We start from the raw sequence: 16,502 nt of genomic DNA, 5'->3' as shown, positions 1-16,502 counted from the left end.
AGCGCGGCGAGGAGCGCCGGCGCCGCCCAGGCGGCGAGCGCCAGCGACCAGTCGCCGCCGAACAGGCCCTGGAGCGGCACGGTGAGGCCGGCACCCGCCGCGGCGCCGAGGCAGAGCGTCATGGTGTAGAGGCCGGTCATCAGGCCGGCGCGGCCGGGGAATTCCCGCTTGACGAGGCCGGGGATCAGCACGCCCGCGAGCCCGATCCCGAGCGATGCGAGGCAGGCCCCGGCGAAGAGCGGTCCGAGGCCGCCGAGCGCCCGCAGCGCCAGCCCCGCGGCGACGATTGCGGCGGCGAGCAGGATGCCCCGGTCCGGCCCGAGCCGCCGCCCGACAGCGGGGCTGAGCGCGCAGGCGAGGCCGAGGAACAGGACCGGCAGGGTGGTGAGCACGGCGGCGCCCGCGGCGCCGAGGCCCGTCTCGGCGCGGATGGCGGCGAGCAGCGGCCCGACCGTGGTGAGCGCCGGGCGCAGGTTGAAGGCGACCAGCATCAATCCGCACCCGAGGAGCAGCGGGTGCGGCGCCCTCGCGGCTGCGCTCACGCGCCCGTTCCGGCGCGCGACGCCGCCCGCAGGGTGGCGCGCAGCGCCCCCACCAGGCAGGCGGCGAGCATCAGCCCGAAGGGCAGGTCGCCGAGGCGGCCGTAGAGAGTGCCGCCGACGAGGCGCGCGGGCAGGTCGGCGTCGAGGACCCGCTCACGATCGAGCGGCAGGCTCGCGGTGATGCGCCCGTGCGGGTCGATCACCGCCGAGATGCCCGTGTTGGCGTCGCGCACCAGGGGCAGGCCCTCCTCGACGGCGCGCAGGCGTGCCTGGGCGAGGTGCTGGCGGGGCCCCGGCGTGTCGCCGAACCACGCGTCGTTGGTGACGTTCAGGATCAGGCCCGGCGGCGCGCCGGCCGCCTGCGCGGCACCATTGGGCAGGATCGCGCCGGGCAGGATCGCGCCGGGGAAGATCGCCTCGTAGCAGATCGTGGCGGCCACCGGCGGCAGGCCGGGCACGGTGAGGATGCGCTGGGCCGCCCGCTCACCGGCCGTGAAGCCGCCGGGGATCGCCACGAACTGGCGCAGGCCCACCGCCCGCAGCAGCCAGTCGAGGGGCGCGGGCAGGTACTCGCCGAAGGGCACGAGGTGGACCTTGTCGTAGCTGTCGGTGATCCGCCCGCCCGGCTCGATCGCCAGGATGGCGTTGTAGTAGCGCAGGCGCTCCCCCGGCAGCGGCTCGTCGGCCCGCGCCGCGCCGGTGAGCAGGATCTGGCCCGGCTCCAGCCCGGCGCCGACCTTGGCCAGCGCATCGGGATCGCGCTGGATGAGGAAGGGGAAGGCCGATTCCGGCCAGACGATGTGGGTCGGGCGCGGCTCGCCGGGCTCCGGGGCACGCCGTGTCAGCTCGACGTAGCGCTCGACGATGTCGTCGCGGTTCTCGGGCCGGAACTTGGCGTCCTGGGGCAGGTTCGGCTGCACGAGGCGCAGGCGCACCCCGGCCACCACCGGGTCGGGCGCCGGATCCACCCGCCACGCCCCGTGGAGGGCGAGCGCCGCCAGCACGATGCCCGCGGCGAGCGTCGGCCCGAAGCGGCTGCGCGGGTTCGAGCCGGTGGCGAGCGTGGCCGGCGCGGCGCAGACCAGGACGGCGAGCACGGTCAATCCGTAGAGGCCGACGACGCTCGCCGCCTGCATCAGCCGGAGGTCCTGGCCGAGCGCCATGCCAAGCGTGTTCCAGGGGAAGCCCGTGAGGACGTGCCCACGCAGCCACTCGGCCGCGCCGACACCGAAGGCGAGCGCCGCGATCCGGCCGGGACCGCGCACCCAGAGCGCGCCCGCTAGCGCGAAGCCCGCGCCGTAGAACAGGCCGAGCCCGAAGGGCAGGCCGACGACGCCGAGCGGCATCGCCCAGGCGAATTCGTCCGCCTCGACCAGGAAGGCGGCACCCAGCCACCACAGCCCGGCGGTGAGGTAGCCGAAGCCCCAGGCCCAGCCGACGAGCCCGCAGGGCAGGATCCGCCGGAGCGCCGGACGGTCGGCTGAGGCCGCGTCGGTGAGCCAGACGGCGACACTCAGCGAGAGGGCGAGGGCGGGCAGGACGCCGAAGGGCGGCATGGCGAGCGCGCCGAGCGCGCCGGCGAGCCAGGCGAGGCCGAGCCGGCGCCAGCCGGTCAGGCGCAGGATCGGGCGCAAGAGCCCTGCGCCCCCGCGCGGCCCGTCCGTGGGATGCGCGGTGCGGCTGTGAAGGGAGAGCGTCAGTGCCATCGGTCCCGGACCCGTAGACGGATCCCTTGGCCGGGAAAAGGCGCCGAAAGCGTGACGCCTCCTCGATTACGCCCGCGGCGGCTCTGCGACCGCGGCGGGCGGGGGCAGGGCCAGCGGCACCACCGCCTCGATCCGGGCGGGGCCGCGCTTGAAGCGCAGGCGCTTGAGGCGGCGCGGGTCGGCGTCGAGCACCTCGAATTCCAGCTCGCCCGGGCCGCTGATGGTCTCGCCGCGGGCGGGCACGCGGCCGGCCAGCGTCACCACCATGCCGCCGAGCGTGTCGATCTCCTCGGCCATCTCGCCCACCGCCGCCACCAGATCGACGCCGGTCGCCTCCGAGACCTCGGCGAGCGGCGCGCGGGCATCCGCCACGAAGATCTCCGCCTCGCCGTCGAGGCGTTGCACCATCCGGCCCTCGGCCACGTCGTGCTCGTCCTCGATGTCGCCCACCACCATCTCGATCAGGTCCTCGATCGAGATCAGCCCGTCGGTGCCGCCGTACTCGTCGATGACGAGCGCCATGTGGGTGCGCTGGGCCTGCATGCGGACCAGGAGGTCGATCGCCGGCATGGAGGGCGGCACGAACAGGACCGGGCGCTGGATCTGCGTCGAGGCCAAGGTCGCCGAGAGATCGACGTTGCCGAGGTTGAGCATGCGCAGCGCGCGCGCCGCGCCGCGCCGGGTGCGGGCCGCCGGGCTCTGCGGATCGATCGTGCCGGCCATCGCCGCCGCCTGGGCGCCCGGCACGGGCGCGCCGCGGCGCGCCTCCGCCTCGGCGCGGGCCGCGATGTGATCGACGAAGTCGCGGATGTGGACCATGCCGCGGGGGTCGTCCAGCGTCTCGCCGTAGACCGGAAGGCGGGAATGGCCGGCGGTGCGGAACAGCCGCAGCAGGTCGCCGAGGCTCGTCTCGATCGAGACCGCGACGATGTCGGCCCGCGGGATCATCACGTCGTCGACCCGCACCTTGTGCAGGCCGAGCACGTTCTTGAGCATGGCGCGCTCGTAGGGCGAGAACCCGTTCTCGCCCGAATCGGGCTCGCTGAGTGCGTCCTCGATGTCGTCGCGGAGGCTGTCGCGCGGCTTCAGGTGCAGGGCCTGGAGCAGGCGGTCGTACCAGGGCTCGCGCGCCTGGCCCTGCTCGCCTTCGGGGATGCTGGACGCGGCCTGGGCCGCGCCGCGACTTCGATCGTTGGTCATGTCGTCCGGTTCAGGGGTGAGGTCGCCGACCGCCTAAGGAGGCGCATCGGGGGGCTCGTCGAAATGGTCTTCGGCGTAGGGGTTCGGGATGCCGAGCCCCGCCAGCGCCGCGATCTCGAGCGCCTCCATGGCGTCGGCCTCGGCCTCGCCGGTCTCGTGGTCCTGTCCGAGCAGGTGCAGGGTGCCATGAACGAGGAGGTGGGCGAGGTGGTCGCGGAGCGGCTTCGACTGCTCCGTACTCTCGCGCAGCACCGTGTCATACGCAAGAACCACGTCACCGAGCGGCGTCGCGACGCCCGCATGGCGCGGCTGGGGCGCCGCCGGGAAGGACAGCACGTTGGTGGGCTTGTCCTTGGCCCGCCACGTGCGGTTGAGTTCCTGCACGGCTTCGTCGTCCGCGAGCAGCACGCTGACCTCGAGGGCGCCCGCGGGCCGCGCGGGCGCGGCGGCGATCCCCGCCTCCACGGCGCGAATCACCAGAGGTTCGAGGTCCGGCACGGCCTCCTCCCAGCGCGCATCCTCGATCGCCACGTCGATCTCGGCCTCGATCCGGCTCCGCGTCCGCCGCATGGTCAGGCGAGCGGCCGGCGGCGCGGGTTCGGGTTGCGGTCGGCCTCCGATTCGCCGTGGGAGGCGCGCTCGTAGGCGGTGACGATGCGGCGCACGAGGTCGTGGCGCACCACGTCCACGTCCTTGAAGGTCACGCGCCCGATCCCCTCGACGCCGTCGAGGACCGAGACCGCCTCGACGAGGCCGGATTTCTGGCCGGGCGGCAGGTCGATCTGGCTCGGGTCGCCCGTGACGATCATGCGCGAGTTCTCGCCGAGCCGGGTGAGGAACATCTTCATCTGCATCGAGGTGGTGTTCTGCGCCTCGTCGAGCAGCACCACGGCGTTGGTGAGCGTGCGCCCGCGCATGAAGGCGAGCGGCGCGATCTCGATGATGCCGGTCTGCAGGCCGCGATCGACGTGGCGCGCCTCCATGAAGTCGTAGAGGGCGTCGTAGATCGGGCGCAGGTACGGATCGACCTTCTCGCGCATGTCGCCGGGCAGGAAGCCGAGGCGCTCGCCGGCCTCGACGGCGGGGCGCGACAGGATCAGCCGCTCGGCGTGGCCCTGCTCGAGGAGCGAGACCGCATGGCCGACGGCCAGCCAGGTCTTGCCGGTGCCGGCCGGCCCCTCGGCGAAGACGAGCTCGTTCGTGCGCAGGGCCCGGATGTAGGCGTCCTGCGCGGCGTTGCGGGCGCGGACCGCACCGCGGCGGCGGGTGGCGATCTGCTCGAAATGCTGGCCGTTGCCGCCCGATCCGTTGCCGGTCTCGGCCGGGATCTCGGCGGAGGGGAACAGGTTGCCCTGGACCGTGGCCTCCTGGATCGCCCCGTCGACGTCGCCGGTCGTGAGCGGGCCGCCCGCGCGGGCGCGGTCGTAGAGCTTCTCGAACACGCGGCGGGCGAGTTCGGCGGCGTCCGGCGGTCCCTTGACCACGAGGTGGTTGCCGAGCGCCGTCGCGGTCACCTCCAGGCGGCGCTCGATATGCGCGACGTTCTGGTCGTACTGGCCGAAGACGAGGCTGGCCAACCGGTTGTCGTCGAAGGTGAGCGAGATCTCGGCGGTCTCGTAGGGGCCGCGGGGGCCGGCGCCGCGGGGGCGCGGCGCGCCCCGCCCGGCCGCTCCGTCAGATGGCGTCAAAGGCAGGTCCTCTGGTGACGGGACGTAGATAGGTCCTCCCGCGCGGGGCGGGAGAGGCGCGGTGTCGCCTCACGCGGCCTCGGCCCGCGCGACCAATTCGCCGTGAAGGCTGTTCGCCCCCGCCTCGCGGATGCGGACCGCGACGACGCGGCCGATGGTCGAGGCCGGCGCCTCGAAATGGACGGCCAGCAGGTGCGGCGTCTTGCCGGCGACCTGGCCGGGGTGGCGCCCGGCCTTCTCGACCAGGACCTCGAACACCTGCCCCTCGGCGGCGCGCTGGTAGGCGTGGCGCTGCCGGTCGAGGAGCGCCTGGAGCGCGGCCAGCCGCTCGGACTTCACGGCCTCGGGCACGGCGTCGGCCCGCTCGGCCGCGGGGGTGCCGGGGCGCGGGCTGTACTTGAACGAGAAGGCGCTCTGGAAGCCGACGTCCTCCACGAGCCGCATCGTGTCGGCGAAGTCCGCATCCGTCTCGCCGGGGAAGCCCACGATGAAGTCGGACGATAGGGCGATGTCCGGCCGGCTCGCCCGCACCCGCTCGATCAGGCGGCGGTACTGATCGCCCGTGTGCTTGCGGTTCATCGCCTTGAGGATGCGGTCGGAGCCCGACTGCACGGGCAGGTGCAGGTAGGGCATCAGGGCCGGGATCTCGGCATGCGCCCGGATCAGGTCCTCGGCCATGTCGTTCGGGTGGCTCGTGGTGTAGCGGATGCGCGCGACCCCCGGAATGGCGGCCACCGCCCGCATCAGGTCGGGCAGGGTGGCGGCCGCGCCGTCGGCGCCCACGCCGTGATAGGCGTTCACGTTCTGGCCGATCAGGGTGATCTCGCGCACGCCCTCGGCGACGAGCGTCTCGGCCTCGCCGACGACGGCCGCGACGGAGCGCGAGACCTCGGCGCCGCGGGTGTAGGGCACCACGCAGAAGGCGCAGAACTTGTCGCAGCCCTCCTGCACGGTGAGGAAGGCGCCGACGCCGCGGTTGCGCCGGGCCGGCAGGTGGTCGAACTTGTCCTCGACCGGGAACTCGGTGTCGACGACGCGGCGCGCGCGCGAGCGGGCGATGAGGTCGGGCAGGCGGTGGTAGCTCTGGGGGCCCACCACCACGTCGACGGCGGGCTGCCGGGCGACGATCTCGGCGCCCTCGGCCTGCGCCACGCAGCCCGCCACCACGATGCGGGTGTCGAGGCCGGCGCGCTTGCGCTCGCCCTTCAGCTCGCGCAGGCGCCCGAGCTCGGAATAGACCTTCTCGGCGGCCTTCTCGCGGATGTGGCAGGTGTTGAGGACGACGACGTCGGCGTCCTCCACGGTGTCGGTCGGCGCGTAGCCCTCGGCGCCCAGCACGTCCGCCATGCGAGCGGCGTCGTAGGCGTTCATCTGGCAGCCGTAGGATTTGACGAAGGCTTTCTTCAACGCGTCCGGTCCCGCTTGTCCGTCGACCGGCCGCGAAATCCTCACTGGGCGGCGGGAGGCGGGCTCTAGCACAGTTTCGGCCGCGCGTCGCGGCGGCCGCGGATCACCCCGAGACCGCCTCCTCCCGACGCCCCTGTCCCGGGCGCATGGAGCGCGAGCGGAATGCGACCCGGGATCCAGCACGGAACGTCGCGAAGCGTCCGGATGCTGCACCGGTGCTGGAGATCGAGCCGCTTCGCGGCACTCTGTTCGCTAGGTCCCGGACCACCTTCCGCTGACGCTCCAGGCGTCCGGGAAACGGGTGCGGTTCCTTCGGAGCGGGCCGCGGAGCCGGCGTCGACTCAGACCGGTGCGAGGTCGCCGGCCGGAGCAGGAACGTCGGAGGGGCGCGTGCCGACCGTCGTGCCGGCCTGCGGCGTCCCGGCCCGCAGCTCGCGCAAGGCGCCCCGCACCGCCGCCTCGGCCAGGGCGGTGGCGCGCTTGCGGTCGGTGCCGGCCTCGAAGGCGATCGGCGCGCCCCAGGCCACGTGCACGTCGATCGGCCCCTCGCGCAGGAAGGTCGCGAGATGGGGCGCCAGCTCCATGTCGCCGTACCAGGCCACGTCCGGCCGCTCGGCCCGGGTCACCGGCATCCCGTTGCGGCGCGGATAGGCGAGCGCCAGGGGCTGCAGGCGCAGATGCGGCAGGCGGCCCTCCTCGGCCTCGATCGCCGTGCGGGCGGCGCCGACGAGCGAGGAGCGGAAGGGCAGGAGCCGGGTGCCGTCGCCGGTCGTGCCCTCCGCGAACAGCACGATCAGCTCGCCCGCCGCGAGACGCTGGCCCAGCGCCCGGTTGACCTCGGCGGTCGCCCCGCGCCGCGCCCGGTCGATGAAGAGGGTCTGCTGCAGCACCGCGAACCAGCCGATCACCGGCCAGCCGGCGATCTCGGACTTCGCCACGAAGGAGAGCGGGCGGAGCGAGCCCAGCGCCACGATGTCGAGCCAGGAGACGTGGTTGGCCAGCACCAGGGCCGGCTCGCCGGGCCGCGGCGGTGTGCCGCTCTGCGTCACCCGCACGCCGAAGAGGCGCAGGAACAGGCGGTGGAACAGCACCGGCGCCCGGCCGGAGGGGCGCCCGAGGCGCAAGCCCAGCCAGTGCGGGCCGACGAGCAGCCCGAAGGCCGCGGCCATCACCGCGAGGCGGGCGGCGATGCCGATCCGTGTCACCGCGGGAGCCTCGTCGCGCGCCTCATGCGAGGTCGGCCCGCATGGTGAGCGCGGTGGCGCGGCTGCCGTCCGCCTTCAGGTAGTAGCCGGTGCGCTGCCCGACCCGGACGAAGCCGTGCCGGGCGTAGAGCTTCAGCGCGGGCGCGTTGCCCTCGTCCACCTCCAGATGCACCGCGGCGACGCGGGCGCGGGCGAGCGCGGCGAGATGCTCGCGCAGCAGGCGGTGGCTCAGGCCGCCGCCGCGGGCCGTGGGCGCCAGGACGACGGTGAGGATCTCGGCCTCGTCGGCGGCCTGCCGCGACAGGATGAAGCCCTGAAGCGTGCCGGCCCGCCAGAGGGCGTGGGCGTGGGTCGAGCGCTCGCACAGCATCCGCTCGAACTCGTGCGCGTCCCAGGGCCGGGCGAAGGCGGTGGCGTGGAGGCGCGCCATCGCCCGCGCCTGGGCGGCATCCGTGAGCGGCGCGACGTAAGGCTCGGGCAGGAGCGCGTCCCACCAGGAGAGCCACCACTCGTAGGGCCAGAAGGGCGAGACGGGACGGGTCATCGGCGGGCGAGGCGGGCGTGGTCCTGGGGCTGGGCGTCGGGCCCGCGCAGGTACATCGGCCGGGGCAGGGCCTGGGCGGGGTCGGCCACCTGCCCCAGGGAGGCGACCGAGACGATGTCGGGACCCGCGGTGTCGGCGACCAGGGCGGGCACGCCGCGGGCCTGGAGGGCGGCGGCGAGCGCGGGCGCGCCCGAGCCGACGAGCGTCACGGGACCGGCGCCCAGCCGCCCGGCGGCCGCCTCGACCGTGATGTGGGCGGGCGGCACCACGATGCCCTCGCCCGCGCTCAGCGCCAGCAGGTAGACGGCGCCGTGGCGGGCGTCGATCGCGGCGGCGAGCGTGCCCTCGTGGTTGGCGGCGAGCAGCGGGGTCAGCAGGGCGGAGAGCGTGGTGACGCCCACCACCGGCTTCCCCAGCGCCAGCCCCAGCGCCCGCGCGGCCGAGAGCCCGACGCGCAATCCCGTGTAGCTGCCGGGCCCGACCGTGACGGCGATCCGCTCCAGGCTCTCGAAGCCGCCCTCGACGCGGGCCATCACCCGCTCGACCAGGGGCAGCAGGGCCTCGGCATGGCCGCGGGCGAGCGCCATGCTCTCCTGCGCGAGCGGCGCCTCGGCCGCGTCGTCGAGGACGCAGGCGGAGCAGAGGTCGAGCGCCGTGTCGATGGCCAGGATACGCAAGCTCACTCCCGTCGCCGACGCCCTCCCGCCGGCCCAGTCGATGGATACGCAGACGACCCTACGGCAAAACGGCCGCCCCGTCAGGCGGAGCGGCCGTGCTTGCACAGGGTTGGGCCTCGGGTGTTGCGCGCGGGCGTCGGTCCCGGGCGTCTGTCCCGGGCGTCTGTCCCGGGCGTCCCCGCTGGCGCCTCAGACCGCCTGGACCTCGCGGATCTGCGGCAGGAAGTGGCGGAACAGGTTCTGCACGCCCTGGCGCAGCGTCGCGGTGGAGGAGGGGCAGCCCGAGCAGGCGCCCTTCATCTCGAGGTAGACCACGCCCTCCTTGTAGCCCCGGAAGGTGATGTCGCCGCCGTCGCCCGCCACCGCGGGGCGCACCCGGGTCTCCAGCAGGTCCTTGATGGTCACGACCGTGTCGTGGTCGGCCGCGTCGTAGAACTCCTCCGAGGTGTCGTCGGCGGCGTCGGCGGCGTCCTCCAGCACGGGAGCGCCGGACTGGAAATGCTCCATGATGGCGCCGAGCACGGCGGGCTTCACCTGGGGCCAGGAATCGTCGCCCTCGGCCTTGGTGACCGAGATGAAGTCGTGCCCGAAATAGACGCCGGCCACGCCCGGCACCCCGAACAGGCGGGAGGCCAGCGGCGAGCGGGCGGCGCCTCCTGCGTCCTTCGCCTCGAAGGTGCCCTCGGGCAGGACGACGCGGCCCGGCAGGAACTTCAGGGTGGCGGGGTTCGGGGTGGCTTCGGTCTGGATGAACATGGGGAATCCTCGTCCGCTGCGCCGGTTCAAGGCCGGCCGGGAACGGCGCCGCGCGTGCGCCGCCCCTCATGTGGCCCGGCACGCGGATTTTCTCAACCGCGGGTCCCGGTGCGACCGAGGATCGACAAACCCGTCCCGATCCTGTAACGGCACCGCCAACTCACAACAGGATCGCCGAAATCCTGGCGTGCCGATCCCATCCGGGGATCCGGGACGCAACGGCTGGAGCATTGCCATGAACATCATCGAGCAGCTGGAGCGCGAGGAAGTCGCGCGCCTCGCCAAGACCATTCCGGATTTCGAGCCGGGCGACACCCTGATCGTGAACGTCCGCGTGAAGGAGGGTGAGCGCACCCGCGTCCAGGCCTACGAGGGCGTCTGCATCGCCCGCTCGGGCGGCGGCCTCAACGAGAGCTTCACGGTCCGCAAGATCTCCTACGGCGAGGGCGTCGAGCGCGTCTTCCCGGTGCACTCCCCGATGATCGACTCGATCAAGGTGGCCCGCCGCGGCAAGGTGCGCCGCGCCAAGCTGTACTACCTGCGCGACCGCCGCGGTAAGTCGGCCCGCATCGTCGAGCGCGTCGAACGCAACAAGGCCCCGAAGGGCGCGAAGGCCGCTCCGGCCGCCGCCGAGTAAGCTTTCTGGACTTGCCGCCCTCCGGGGCGGCGCCGTTGAGGAAAGCCCGCGCCGGTCCGTCCGGGGCGGGTTTTTCTTTGGCCGCGGCGCGTCCATCTTCCGTGGGCGGGGATCGTCTGTAGGATGCTCGCGACGCGTTTCGGAGCGGGAAGCGATGACGACGCTGCTCGATCGGGCCCTGGCGCGGGCACGGCAATTACCCCCTGCCCAGCAGGACGAGATCGCCCGGATGGTGCTCGCTCATCCGGACCTCCCCGCGGAAGTGCCGGGCCAGATGGATCCGCAGACGCGGCGCGCGGTGGAAGCGTTCCTGCACCGGCTCGACGGCCGCTACCCGATCCGCGAGGCGATCCTGTTCGGCAGCCGCGCCCGCCAGACCCACACGCACGAGAGCGACGCCGATCTGGCACTGGTGCTCGAGGGGGAGAGAGGCGACCGCATGAAGGTCACGCTCGACATGGCGGATGTCGCCGTCGACGTGCTGTTGGAGACGGACGTCCTCGTGAACGTCCTGCCGCTCTGGGACGAAGACCTGCGCTCGCCCGAGACGTTCAACAATCCGGCGCTCCTCGCTGCCGTCAAGCGCGAGGGGGTGCGCCTGTGAGCGAGGGCGACACGCCGCAATTCTTCCGCGCACGCTCGATCCGGGCCCTTGAGTCGGCGCGGATGCTGGTGCGAGAGGGTGATGCGGCTGGGGCCGGAACAGGGCCTACTACGCAATGTTCGATGCCGTCCACGCGGCCCTGCGGATCAAGGGCATCGTCTCCGAGGGTCCCGGTCCAAAGACGCATAACGGCCTGATCAGCCTGTTCAGCAGGGAACTGGTGCAGACCGGCCAGTTGGATGTCGCCTACAGCAAGGCGCTCAACAAGGTACAGCAGGTCCGCCTGCAGGGAGATTACGCCGCGGGGCCTCTATCGCTGGAGGATGCGACCCGCGCGGTGGCGCAGGCCGAAACGTTTGTTGCGGGGCTGCGGGAAGCATTTCCGCTCCCATAGGCATCACGCGTGGCACGGAGGTGCTGGACCGCAGGCCCGTAGTCTCACCCCCGCCGCAGCGCTTCCAGCACCTTGCCGCCCGGGCGGCCGGTCTGCGGCATGCCGAGCTCGCGCTCGACCGCCTTGATCGCGTCGCGGGTCTTCTGGCCGACCTTGCCGTCCGGCTCGCCGACGTCGTAGCCGCGCCGCGTCAGGCGGACCTGCAGGTCGCGGCGCTCGGCGCGCGACAGAGGCGGGTCGTCGGTCGGCCACTCGGCCTGGACGCCGGGGCGCCCGCGCAGCCGGTCGGAGAGCACCGCGATCGCGAGCCCGTAGGACTCGGCCGCGTTGTAGGAGTAGATCGCGTCGAAGTTCTTCGTCACCAGAAAGGCCGGACCGTCGACGCCCGCCGGCGCGATGATGCCGGCCGGGCCCTCGCCCGAGAGCGGGCGGCCATCGACCCGGGTCACGCCGAGCGAGGCCCAGTGGCCGACCGCGTGCTTGTTCTTGCGGCCGGCCGCCGCGACGTTGAAGCCGCGCGGCAGGCGCACCTCGTAGCCCCAGGGCGTGCCGTTGTTCCACTTGGCGGCGCGCAGGAAGTTCGCCGTGGAGCCCACCGCGTCGGCCACCGAATCGACCACGTCGCGGCGCCCGTCGCCGTCGAGATCGACCGCGAGGCGCTGGTAGGTGGTCGGCATGAACTGGGTCTGGCCGAAGGCGCCGGCCCAGGAGCCGGTCAGGCGCTCGGGCGCGATGTCGCCGTGGGCGATGATCTTGAGGGTGGCGAGGAGTTCCCCGCGGAAGAAGTCCCGGCGCCGGTTGCCCGAGCAGGCGAGGGTGGCCAGCGACTGCACCAGCGGCATCTTGCCGAGGTTCTTGCCGAAATTCGATTCGACGCCCCAGACCGCCGCGATGGTGTGGCGATCGACGCCGTAGCGCGCCTCGGCCTGCGCCAGCGCCGCCGCGTGCTGGCGCATGGCCGCGCGCCCGTCCTCGACCCGCTCCTCGTCCACGAGGGCGGCCATGTAGTCCCAGATCGGCGTCTTGAACTCGGGCTGGGCCTGGGAGAGCTCGATGACCTTGTCGTCGAAGCTGATGCCGGCCGTCGCCGCCCGGAAGGCCTGGGCCGAGACGCCCTGCTGGGCCGCCTGGGCCTGGATGCCGGCCAGACACGCGTCGAAGCTCGCCCGGGCGGGCACGGCCGCCAGCATCCCGGCGAGCCCCAGCAGGGAGAGGATCGTGGCGCGCGGCGTCGTCGTCATCAGGCGGCTCCTTGCGGTCTCGGATGCCGCCCATTCAAGGCGGCATCAAGGTAAAGGAACCGTGATCAGGTTGCCCGGAGGCCGCGTCTCCGGTGCGCGTCGATCGCCCTCGCCCTTTTCCCGGACGCCTGGAACGAAGTGGAAGGCGATCCGGGATCCAGAGAATAAAGGGCCGCGAAGCGGCTCCATCTTCGGCACCAGCGCAGCAGAATGGTCGCTTCGCGTCTTCCTGTGCTGGGTCCCGGGTCGCATTCCGCTGACGCTTCATACGCCCGGGAAAGGGCCCCGGCGCGACGCAGGCCGCCCTCAGGCCCAGCCGCGCTCCGCGAGCTTGGCCTCGTAGGCGTCGATGGCGGACGCCCGCTCCAGCGTCAGGCCGATCTCGTCGAGGCCGTTGAGCAGGTTGTGCTTGCGGGCCGGGTCGATGTCGAAGTGCAGCGTTCCGCCGTCGGGGCCGCGGATGGTCTGGGCTTCGAGGTCGATCGAGAGCGTGGCGTTCTGGCCCCGCTCGGCATCCTCGAACAGCTTCTCAAGATCCTCGGGAGAGACCACGATCGCCAGGATGCCGTTCTTGGCGCAGTTGTTGAAGAAGATGTCGGCGAAGCTCGTCGAGATCACGCAGCGGATGCCGAAATCGGCCAGCGCCCAGGGGGCGTGCTCGCGCGAGGAGCCGCAGCCGAAATTGTCGCCCACCACCAGGATCTTGGCGTTGCGGTAGGCCGGCCGGTTGAGGACGAAGTCCGGGTTGTCCGAGCCGTCCTCGTTGTAGCGCATCTCGGAGAACAGGCCCTTGCCGAGGCCGGTGCGCTTGATCGTCTTGAGGTACTGCTTCGGGATGATGCGGTCGGTGTCGATGTTGATGATCCGCATGGGCGCCGCGACGCCCTCCAGGGTGGTGAATTTTTCCATTGCTCGTCGTGCCGTCGATCGGGGTCGGACCAGCCTATAGCAGCGCCGGTCCGGCCCCGGAAGTTTACCGGGCGAGCGCCGCCATGTCCTCCGGGCGCAGGCGCCCGTCGTGGAGCGCGGTCGCGACCAGGGCGCCGGCCGCGCCCGCTTGCGCGAGCGCCGCGAGGTCGTCCGGCCCGCGCACGCCGCCGGCCGCGTGGACGCGCGCGCCGGGCGCCCGGCGCCGGACGTCGCGGATGCCGTCGAGGTCGGGACCGGCATCGGCGCCGACGCGGGCGAGCGTCATCACGATCACGTCGCGGGGCCAGAGATCCGGATCGTCGTGGAGCGCGGCCGGACCGAGCCGCTCGTCACCTCGGCTGTCGAGGGAGAGCACCGCCCGGTCGCCGAGCGCCCGCACGAGGTCGGCGTCGCGCTGGCTCTCGCTGCCGATCACCGGGCGGCCGAGCCCGGCATCCGCGAAGGCCTCGGTCGCGGCCCGGTCGTGGAAGCCCGCATCGACCCAGAGCACCGTGCCGGGGCAGGCCCGCGCGATGGCCTCCAGGGCGGCGCGGTCGGGCGGGCCGCCGTCGATGATCGCGTCGAGGTCGGCCACGTAGAGGATCGGGGCGGGGAAGGCCGCCAGGATCCCGGCCGCGACCGCGCCCGGTGCCGAGCCCTTTGCCAAGGGCGTCTCGATCGGGGCATAGGAGTCGCGCTCGCCCCGGCGCGCCCGGACCACCCGGCCGTGACGCAGGTCGAGCACCGGGATCACCGCGAAACCCTCCACCCGCTCCTCCATCGAGACGCCTCGTGTCAGTTGCTTCGACATCAAGTCGCAGAAGAATCGGGTGGGATCTCGGGGGGGTGCACGTCAAGGCGGCGCTCGTCGAGGACGGCGTCGTGCGCGACGTGGTGCAGGCGGCCTGCCCGCTCTGGCGCGGCCTGCCCGCGCTCGACAAGACGCTGGCCGGGCTGCCGGACTGGACCCGCGGCGAGGCGGAGCACGCCGTCACCATGACGGGCGAGCTGACCGACTGCTTTGCCGACCGCGCCGACGGGGTGGCCCAGCTCGCCGGCTGGGCGGCGCGGACCCTCGCCGGAGACGTGCGGATCTACGCCGGCCGCGCCGGCTTCGTCGCGCCGGAGCGGGCGGAGGGCTGTGCCGCCGACATCGCCTCGGCGAACTGGCACGCGACCGCCGCGCTCGTCGGGCGCCATCTCCGCCACGCGCTGCTCGTCGATATCGGCTCGACCACCGCCGACCTGATCCCGATCGTGGACGGGGCGCCGGCGAGCGCGGGCTACAGCGACGCCGAGCGCCTGGAGACGGGGGAACTCGTCTACACGGGCGTGGTGCGCACGCCGCTCCTCGCGCTCGCCGACCACGCGCCCTTCCGCGGACGGCGCACCCGGCTGATGGCCGAGACCTTCGCGCATGCGGGCGACGTCCACCGCATCCTGGGCGACCTCGCCGAGGAGGCGGACCAGCAGCACACGGGCGACCTCAAGGGCAAGTCGATCCCCGAGAGCGAGACGCGGCTCGCCCGGATGGTGGGCCGCGACCGCGGGGAGGGGAGCGCGGCCGAGTGGGCCGCGCTGGCCCGCCATTTCGCCGAGGCGCAGCTGCGCCAGCTCCACGACGCGGCCGCCGCGCTGCTCTCGCGACCCGACCTGCCGGCCGACGCACCGCTGGTCACCTGCGGGGCCGGCGCGTTCCTGGCCGAGCGCCTCGCCGCCCGGCTCGGGCGCGCCGCCATCCCCCTCACCGCGATCCTGGCGGCCCGCATCGCGGGCGAGCCCGCCTTCGCCTCGACCTGCGGCCCCGCCCTGGCGGTGGGCCTCATCAGTGCCGACGACCAGACCGAGAGCCCTGCCGGGAGATCCGCATGAGCGCCATCAAGATCCTCGCCCGCGTCCTGACCACCCGGGTCGGCCCGCATATCGAGCTGGCGCTCGCCACCGAGGGCGGCGAGGTGGTGAAGGTGCTGGCCACCCACGAGCAGATCGACATGCTGGTGGACGAGTTGGAGGACATCCTGAACTCCTCCGGCGCGCCCGACCCGGACGAGCCGCCGGAGGCGGCCTGAGCGTCCCGGGAGCGGGCGGACCCTACCGCAGGAAATCCCCGAAGGCGCGCGGGCCGTCGCCCGTCGGGATCTCGCGCACGACCTTCAGCGTCCCGGCATCGATGACGCTCAGCGTGTTCGAGCCCCAGTTGGCGACGTAGAGGTGGCGGCCGTCCCGGGCGGCGCCGATGCCCTCGGGATGGTCGCCGACATCGATCGTGCCCACGCTCTTCAGCGTCGCGAGGTCGAAGGCCGTGACGCTGTTGCCGTACTGGTCGGTGACGAAGCCGCGGCCACCCGCGAGCGCCACCACGTAGGGCCGCTCGCCGGTCTTCACCCGGCCGACCTCGCGGCGCGCGGGCACGTCGATCACCGAGACGTCGTCGCCCGTGACGTTCGCCGTGTAGGCGCGCTTCCCCTCCGCATCAAGGGTGAGCCCGAACGGGTGCTTCCCCACCGGCACCCGGGCGACCTCCCGGCGCGCGGCGATGTCGACCACCGAGACGCTGTCGGCCTCGCGGTTGGCCACGAGCAGGGTGGCGCCGTCCGGGGTCACGGCGAGGCCGGAGGGGGATTGTCCGACCGCGATCTCCCCGTCCGCAACCAGCTTGCCGCCCTCGGGGCGCAGCACCAGCACGCGGGCGGCGTACCAGTCGGCGACGTAGACGGTGCCGGCGCGCGGATCGACGCCGATGCCGAGCGGGCCGCCGGGCAGCTTGAGATCCTGCGTGACCGTGTCGGTCCTCAGGTCGATCACCGCGAGGCCCGGTAGGTCGGGGCGGGTGACGTAGGCGGTGTCGCGGCCGGGCGAGAGCGCGATGCCGGCGGGCGAGCCGGAGACGGGGATGCGGCGGACGACCTTGGCGGCGTCGAGATCGACCACCTCGACGGCGTTATCGCCCTGGACGGTGACCAGGGCCTCGGCGGCGCGGGCCGGGTGGGGG

The 16,502-nt window shown here is 73.3% G+C and carries 18 protein-coding genes and 1 pseudogene; 5 read left to right on the top strand and 14 right to left on the bottom strand.

Annotated features, from left to right (window positions below; genetic code table 11):
- The 10 genes and pseudogenes from AX737_RS16735 to AX737_RS16690 all read right to left on the bottom strand — a co-directional run.
- Positions 1–491 (bottom strand): annotated as a pseudogene (locus AX737_RS16735) (cyanate transporter); the annotation flags it as partial.
- A gap of 47 nt (positions 492–538) precedes the next feature.
- Complete coding sequence (gene lnt, locus AX737_RS16730) at positions 539–2,248, bottom strand: apolipoprotein N-acyltransferase (protein ID WP_082773089.1); 1,710 nt, start codon at positions 2,246–2,248, stop codon at positions 539–541.
- 66 nt (positions 2,249–2,314) lie between these two features.
- Positions 2,315–3,448, bottom strand: coding sequence for a hemolysin family protein (locus AX737_RS16725; RefSeq protein WP_066923339.1), 1,134 nt, complete (start codon positions 3,446–3,448; stop codon positions 2,315–2,317).
- 33 nt (positions 3,449–3,481) lie between these two features.
- Positions 3,482–4,018 carry an rRNA maturation RNase YbeY gene (gene ybeY, locus AX737_RS16720; RefSeq protein WP_066923334.1) on the bottom strand — a complete coding sequence of 179 codons (537 nt, stop codon included), beginning with the start codon at positions 4,016–4,018 and terminating at the stop codon, positions 3,482–3,484.
- 2 nt (positions 4,019–4,020) lie between these two features.
- Positions 4,021–5,052 carry a PhoH family protein gene (locus AX737_RS16715; protein ID WP_238230012.1) on the bottom strand — a complete coding sequence of 344 codons (1,032 nt, stop codon included), beginning with the start codon at positions 5,050–5,052 and terminating at the stop codon, positions 4,021–4,023.
- A 153-nt stretch (positions 5,053–5,205) separates the two neighbouring features.
- The gene (miaB, locus tag AX737_RS16710; RefSeq protein ID WP_066923328.1) at positions 5,206–6,543 is read right to left on the bottom strand and encodes a tRNA (N6-isopentenyl adenosine(37)-C2)-methylthiotransferase MiaB; all 1,338 of its coding nucleotides are present in this window, start codon (positions 6,541–6,543) and stop codon (positions 5,206–5,208) included.
- 341 nt (positions 6,544–6,884) lie between these two features.
- Complete coding sequence (locus AX737_RS16705; protein WP_066923325.1) at positions 6,885–7,748, bottom strand: lysophospholipid acyltransferase family protein; 864 nt, start codon at positions 7,746–7,748, stop codon at positions 6,885–6,887.
- 22 nt (positions 7,749–7,770) lie between these two features.
- Positions 7,771–8,292: a GNAT family N-acetyltransferase gene (locus AX737_RS16700; protein WP_066923322.1), complete on the bottom strand. Its 522-nt coding sequence runs from the start codon at positions 8,290–8,292 to the stop codon at positions 7,771–7,773.
- Complete coding sequence (gene tsaB / locus AX737_RS16695; RefSeq protein WP_066923345.1) at positions 8,289–8,969, bottom strand: tRNA (adenosine(37)-N6)-threonylcarbamoyltransferase complex dimerization subunit type 1 TsaB; 681 nt, start codon at positions 8,967–8,969, stop codon at positions 8,289–8,291. The genes AX737_RS16700 and tsaB overlap by 4 nt, the downstream gene beginning before the upstream one ends.
- Positions 8,970–9,158: 189 nt before the next feature.
- Positions 9,159–9,725, bottom strand: coding sequence for a NifU family protein (locus AX737_RS16690; protein WP_066923320.1), 567 nt, complete (start codon positions 9,723–9,725; stop codon positions 9,159–9,161).
- Between the two features lie 235 nt (positions 9,726–9,960).
- Here AX737_RS16690 and rplS point away from each other — a divergent pair, with 235 nt between their 5' ends.
- The 3 genes from rplS (at position 9,961) to AX737_RS16675 (ending at position 11,360) form a co-directional block, all read left to right on the top strand.
- Positions 9,961–10,362: a 50S ribosomal protein L19 gene (gene rplS, locus AX737_RS16685; protein WP_066923317.1), complete on the top strand. Its 402-nt coding sequence runs from the start codon at positions 9,961–9,963 to the stop codon at positions 10,360–10,362.
- A 154-nt stretch (positions 10,363–10,516) separates the two neighbouring features.
- On the top strand, positions 10,517–10,966 hold the full coding sequence (locus AX737_RS16680; RefSeq protein WP_238229998.1) for a nucleotidyltransferase domain-containing protein: 450 nt from the start codon (positions 10,517–10,519) through the stop codon (positions 10,964–10,966).
- 115 nt (positions 10,967–11,081) lie between these two features.
- Positions 11,082–11,360 carry a HEPN domain-containing protein gene (locus tag AX737_RS16675; RefSeq protein ID WP_066923315.1) on the top strand — a complete coding sequence of 93 codons (279 nt, stop codon included), beginning with the start codon at positions 11,082–11,084 and terminating at the stop codon, positions 11,358–11,360.
- A 44-nt stretch (positions 11,361–11,404) separates the two neighbouring features.
- Here AX737_RS16675 and AX737_RS16670 read toward each other — a convergent pair whose 3' ends face one another.
- The 3 genes from AX737_RS16670 to AX737_RS16660 all read right to left on the bottom strand — a co-directional run bounded on the left by AX737_RS16670 (position 11,405) and on the right by AX737_RS16660 (position 14,321).
- Entirely contained in the window at positions 11,405–12,601 is a 1,197-nt protein-coding gene (locus AX737_RS16670; RefSeq protein WP_066923312.1) for a lytic murein transglycosylase, read from the bottom strand.
- A 306-nt stretch (positions 12,602–12,907) separates the two neighbouring features.
- Entirely contained in the window at positions 12,908–13,510 is a 603-nt protein-coding gene (leuD, locus tag AX737_RS16665) for a 3-isopropylmalate dehydratase small subunit (RefSeq protein ID WP_066923309.1), read from the bottom strand.
- A gap of 64 nt (positions 13,511–13,574) precedes the next feature.
- Entirely contained in the window at positions 13,575–14,321 is a 747-nt protein-coding gene (locus AX737_RS16660; protein ID WP_238229997.1) for a HisA/HisF-related TIM barrel protein, read from the bottom strand.
- On the opposite strand from AX737_RS16660, the gene AX737_RS16655 reads away from it, so the two are divergent.
- Both AX737_RS16655 and AX737_RS16650 read left to right on the top strand, forming a co-directional pair.
- Positions 14,303–15,382 (top strand): hydantoinase/oxoprolinase family protein, encoded by a 1,080-nt coding sequence (locus AX737_RS16655; RefSeq protein ID WP_066923303.1) that lies wholly within the window; start codon positions 14,303–14,305, stop codon positions 15,380–15,382. The genes AX737_RS16660 and AX737_RS16655 overlap by 19 nt on opposite strands.
- On the top strand, positions 15,379–15,579 hold the full coding sequence (locus tag AX737_RS16650; RefSeq protein WP_066923300.1) for a hypothetical protein: 201 nt from the start codon (positions 15,379–15,381) through the stop codon (positions 15,577–15,579). The genes AX737_RS16655 and AX737_RS16650 overlap by 4 nt, the downstream gene beginning before the upstream one ends.
- A gap of 22 nt (positions 15,580–15,601) precedes the next feature.
- Here AX737_RS16650 and AX737_RS16645 read toward each other — a convergent pair.
- A partial coding sequence (locus AX737_RS16645) for a beta-propeller fold lactonase family protein (RefSeq protein WP_066923297.1) occupies positions 15,602–16,502 on the bottom strand: 901 nt, incomplete at its 5' end.

The sequence above is a fragment of the Methylobacterium sp. CCH5-D2 genome, assembly GCF_001556475.1.
GTDB classification, from domain to species: Bacteria; Pseudomonadota; Alphaproteobacteria; order Rhizobiales; family Beijerinckiaceae; genus Methylobacterium; species Methylobacterium hispanicum.
This window is presented reverse-complemented; position numbering and strand designations above follow the sequence as displayed.

Excerpts from the sequence above, each read along its gene's own strand:
- lnt (WP_082773089.1), bottom strand. The coding sequence starts at position 2,248 with ATGGCACTGACGCTCTCCCTTCACAGCCGCACCGCGCATCCCACGGAC.
- AX737_RS16725 (WP_066923339.1), bottom strand. The coding sequence starts at position 3,448 with ATGACCAACGATCGAAGTCGCGGCGCGGCCCAGGCCGCGTCCAGCATC.
- ybeY (WP_066923334.1), bottom strand. The coding sequence starts at position 4,018 with ATGCGGCGGACGCGGAGCCGGATCGAGGCCGAGATCGACGTGGCGATC.
- AX737_RS16700 (WP_066923322.1), bottom strand. The coding sequence starts at position 8,292 with ATGACCCGTCCCGTCTCGCCCTTCTGGCCCTACGAGTGGTGGCTCTCC.
- AX737_RS16690 (WP_066923320.1), bottom strand. The coding sequence starts at position 9,725 with ATGTTCATCCAGACCGAAGCCACCCCGAACCCCGCCACCCTGAAGTTC.
- rplS (WP_066923317.1), top strand. The coding sequence starts at position 9,961 with ATGAACATCATCGAGCAGCTGGAGCGCGAGGAAGTCGCGCGCCTCGCC.
- AX737_RS16680 (WP_238229998.1), top strand. The coding sequence starts at position 10,517 with ATGACGACGCTGCTCGATCGGGCCCTGGCGCGGGCACGGCAATTACCC.
- AX737_RS16675 (WP_066923315.1), top strand. The coding sequence starts at position 11,082 with ATGTTCGATGCCGTCCACGCGGCCCTGCGGATCAAGGGCATCGTCTCC.
- AX737_RS16670 (WP_066923312.1), bottom strand. The coding sequence starts at position 12,601 with ATGACGACGACGCCGCGCGCCACGATCCTCTCCCTGCTGGGGCTCGCC.
- leuD (WP_066923309.1), bottom strand. The coding sequence starts at position 13,510 with ATGGAAAAATTCACCACCCTGGAGGGCGTCGCGGCGCCCATGCGGATC.
- AX737_RS16660 (WP_238229997.1), bottom strand. The coding sequence starts at position 14,321 with ATGTCGAAGCAACTGACACGAGGCGTCTCGATGGAGGAGCGGGTGGAG.
- AX737_RS16650 (WP_066923300.1), top strand. The coding sequence starts at position 15,379 with ATGAGCGCCATCAAGATCCTCGCCCGCGTCCTGACCACCCGGGTCGGC.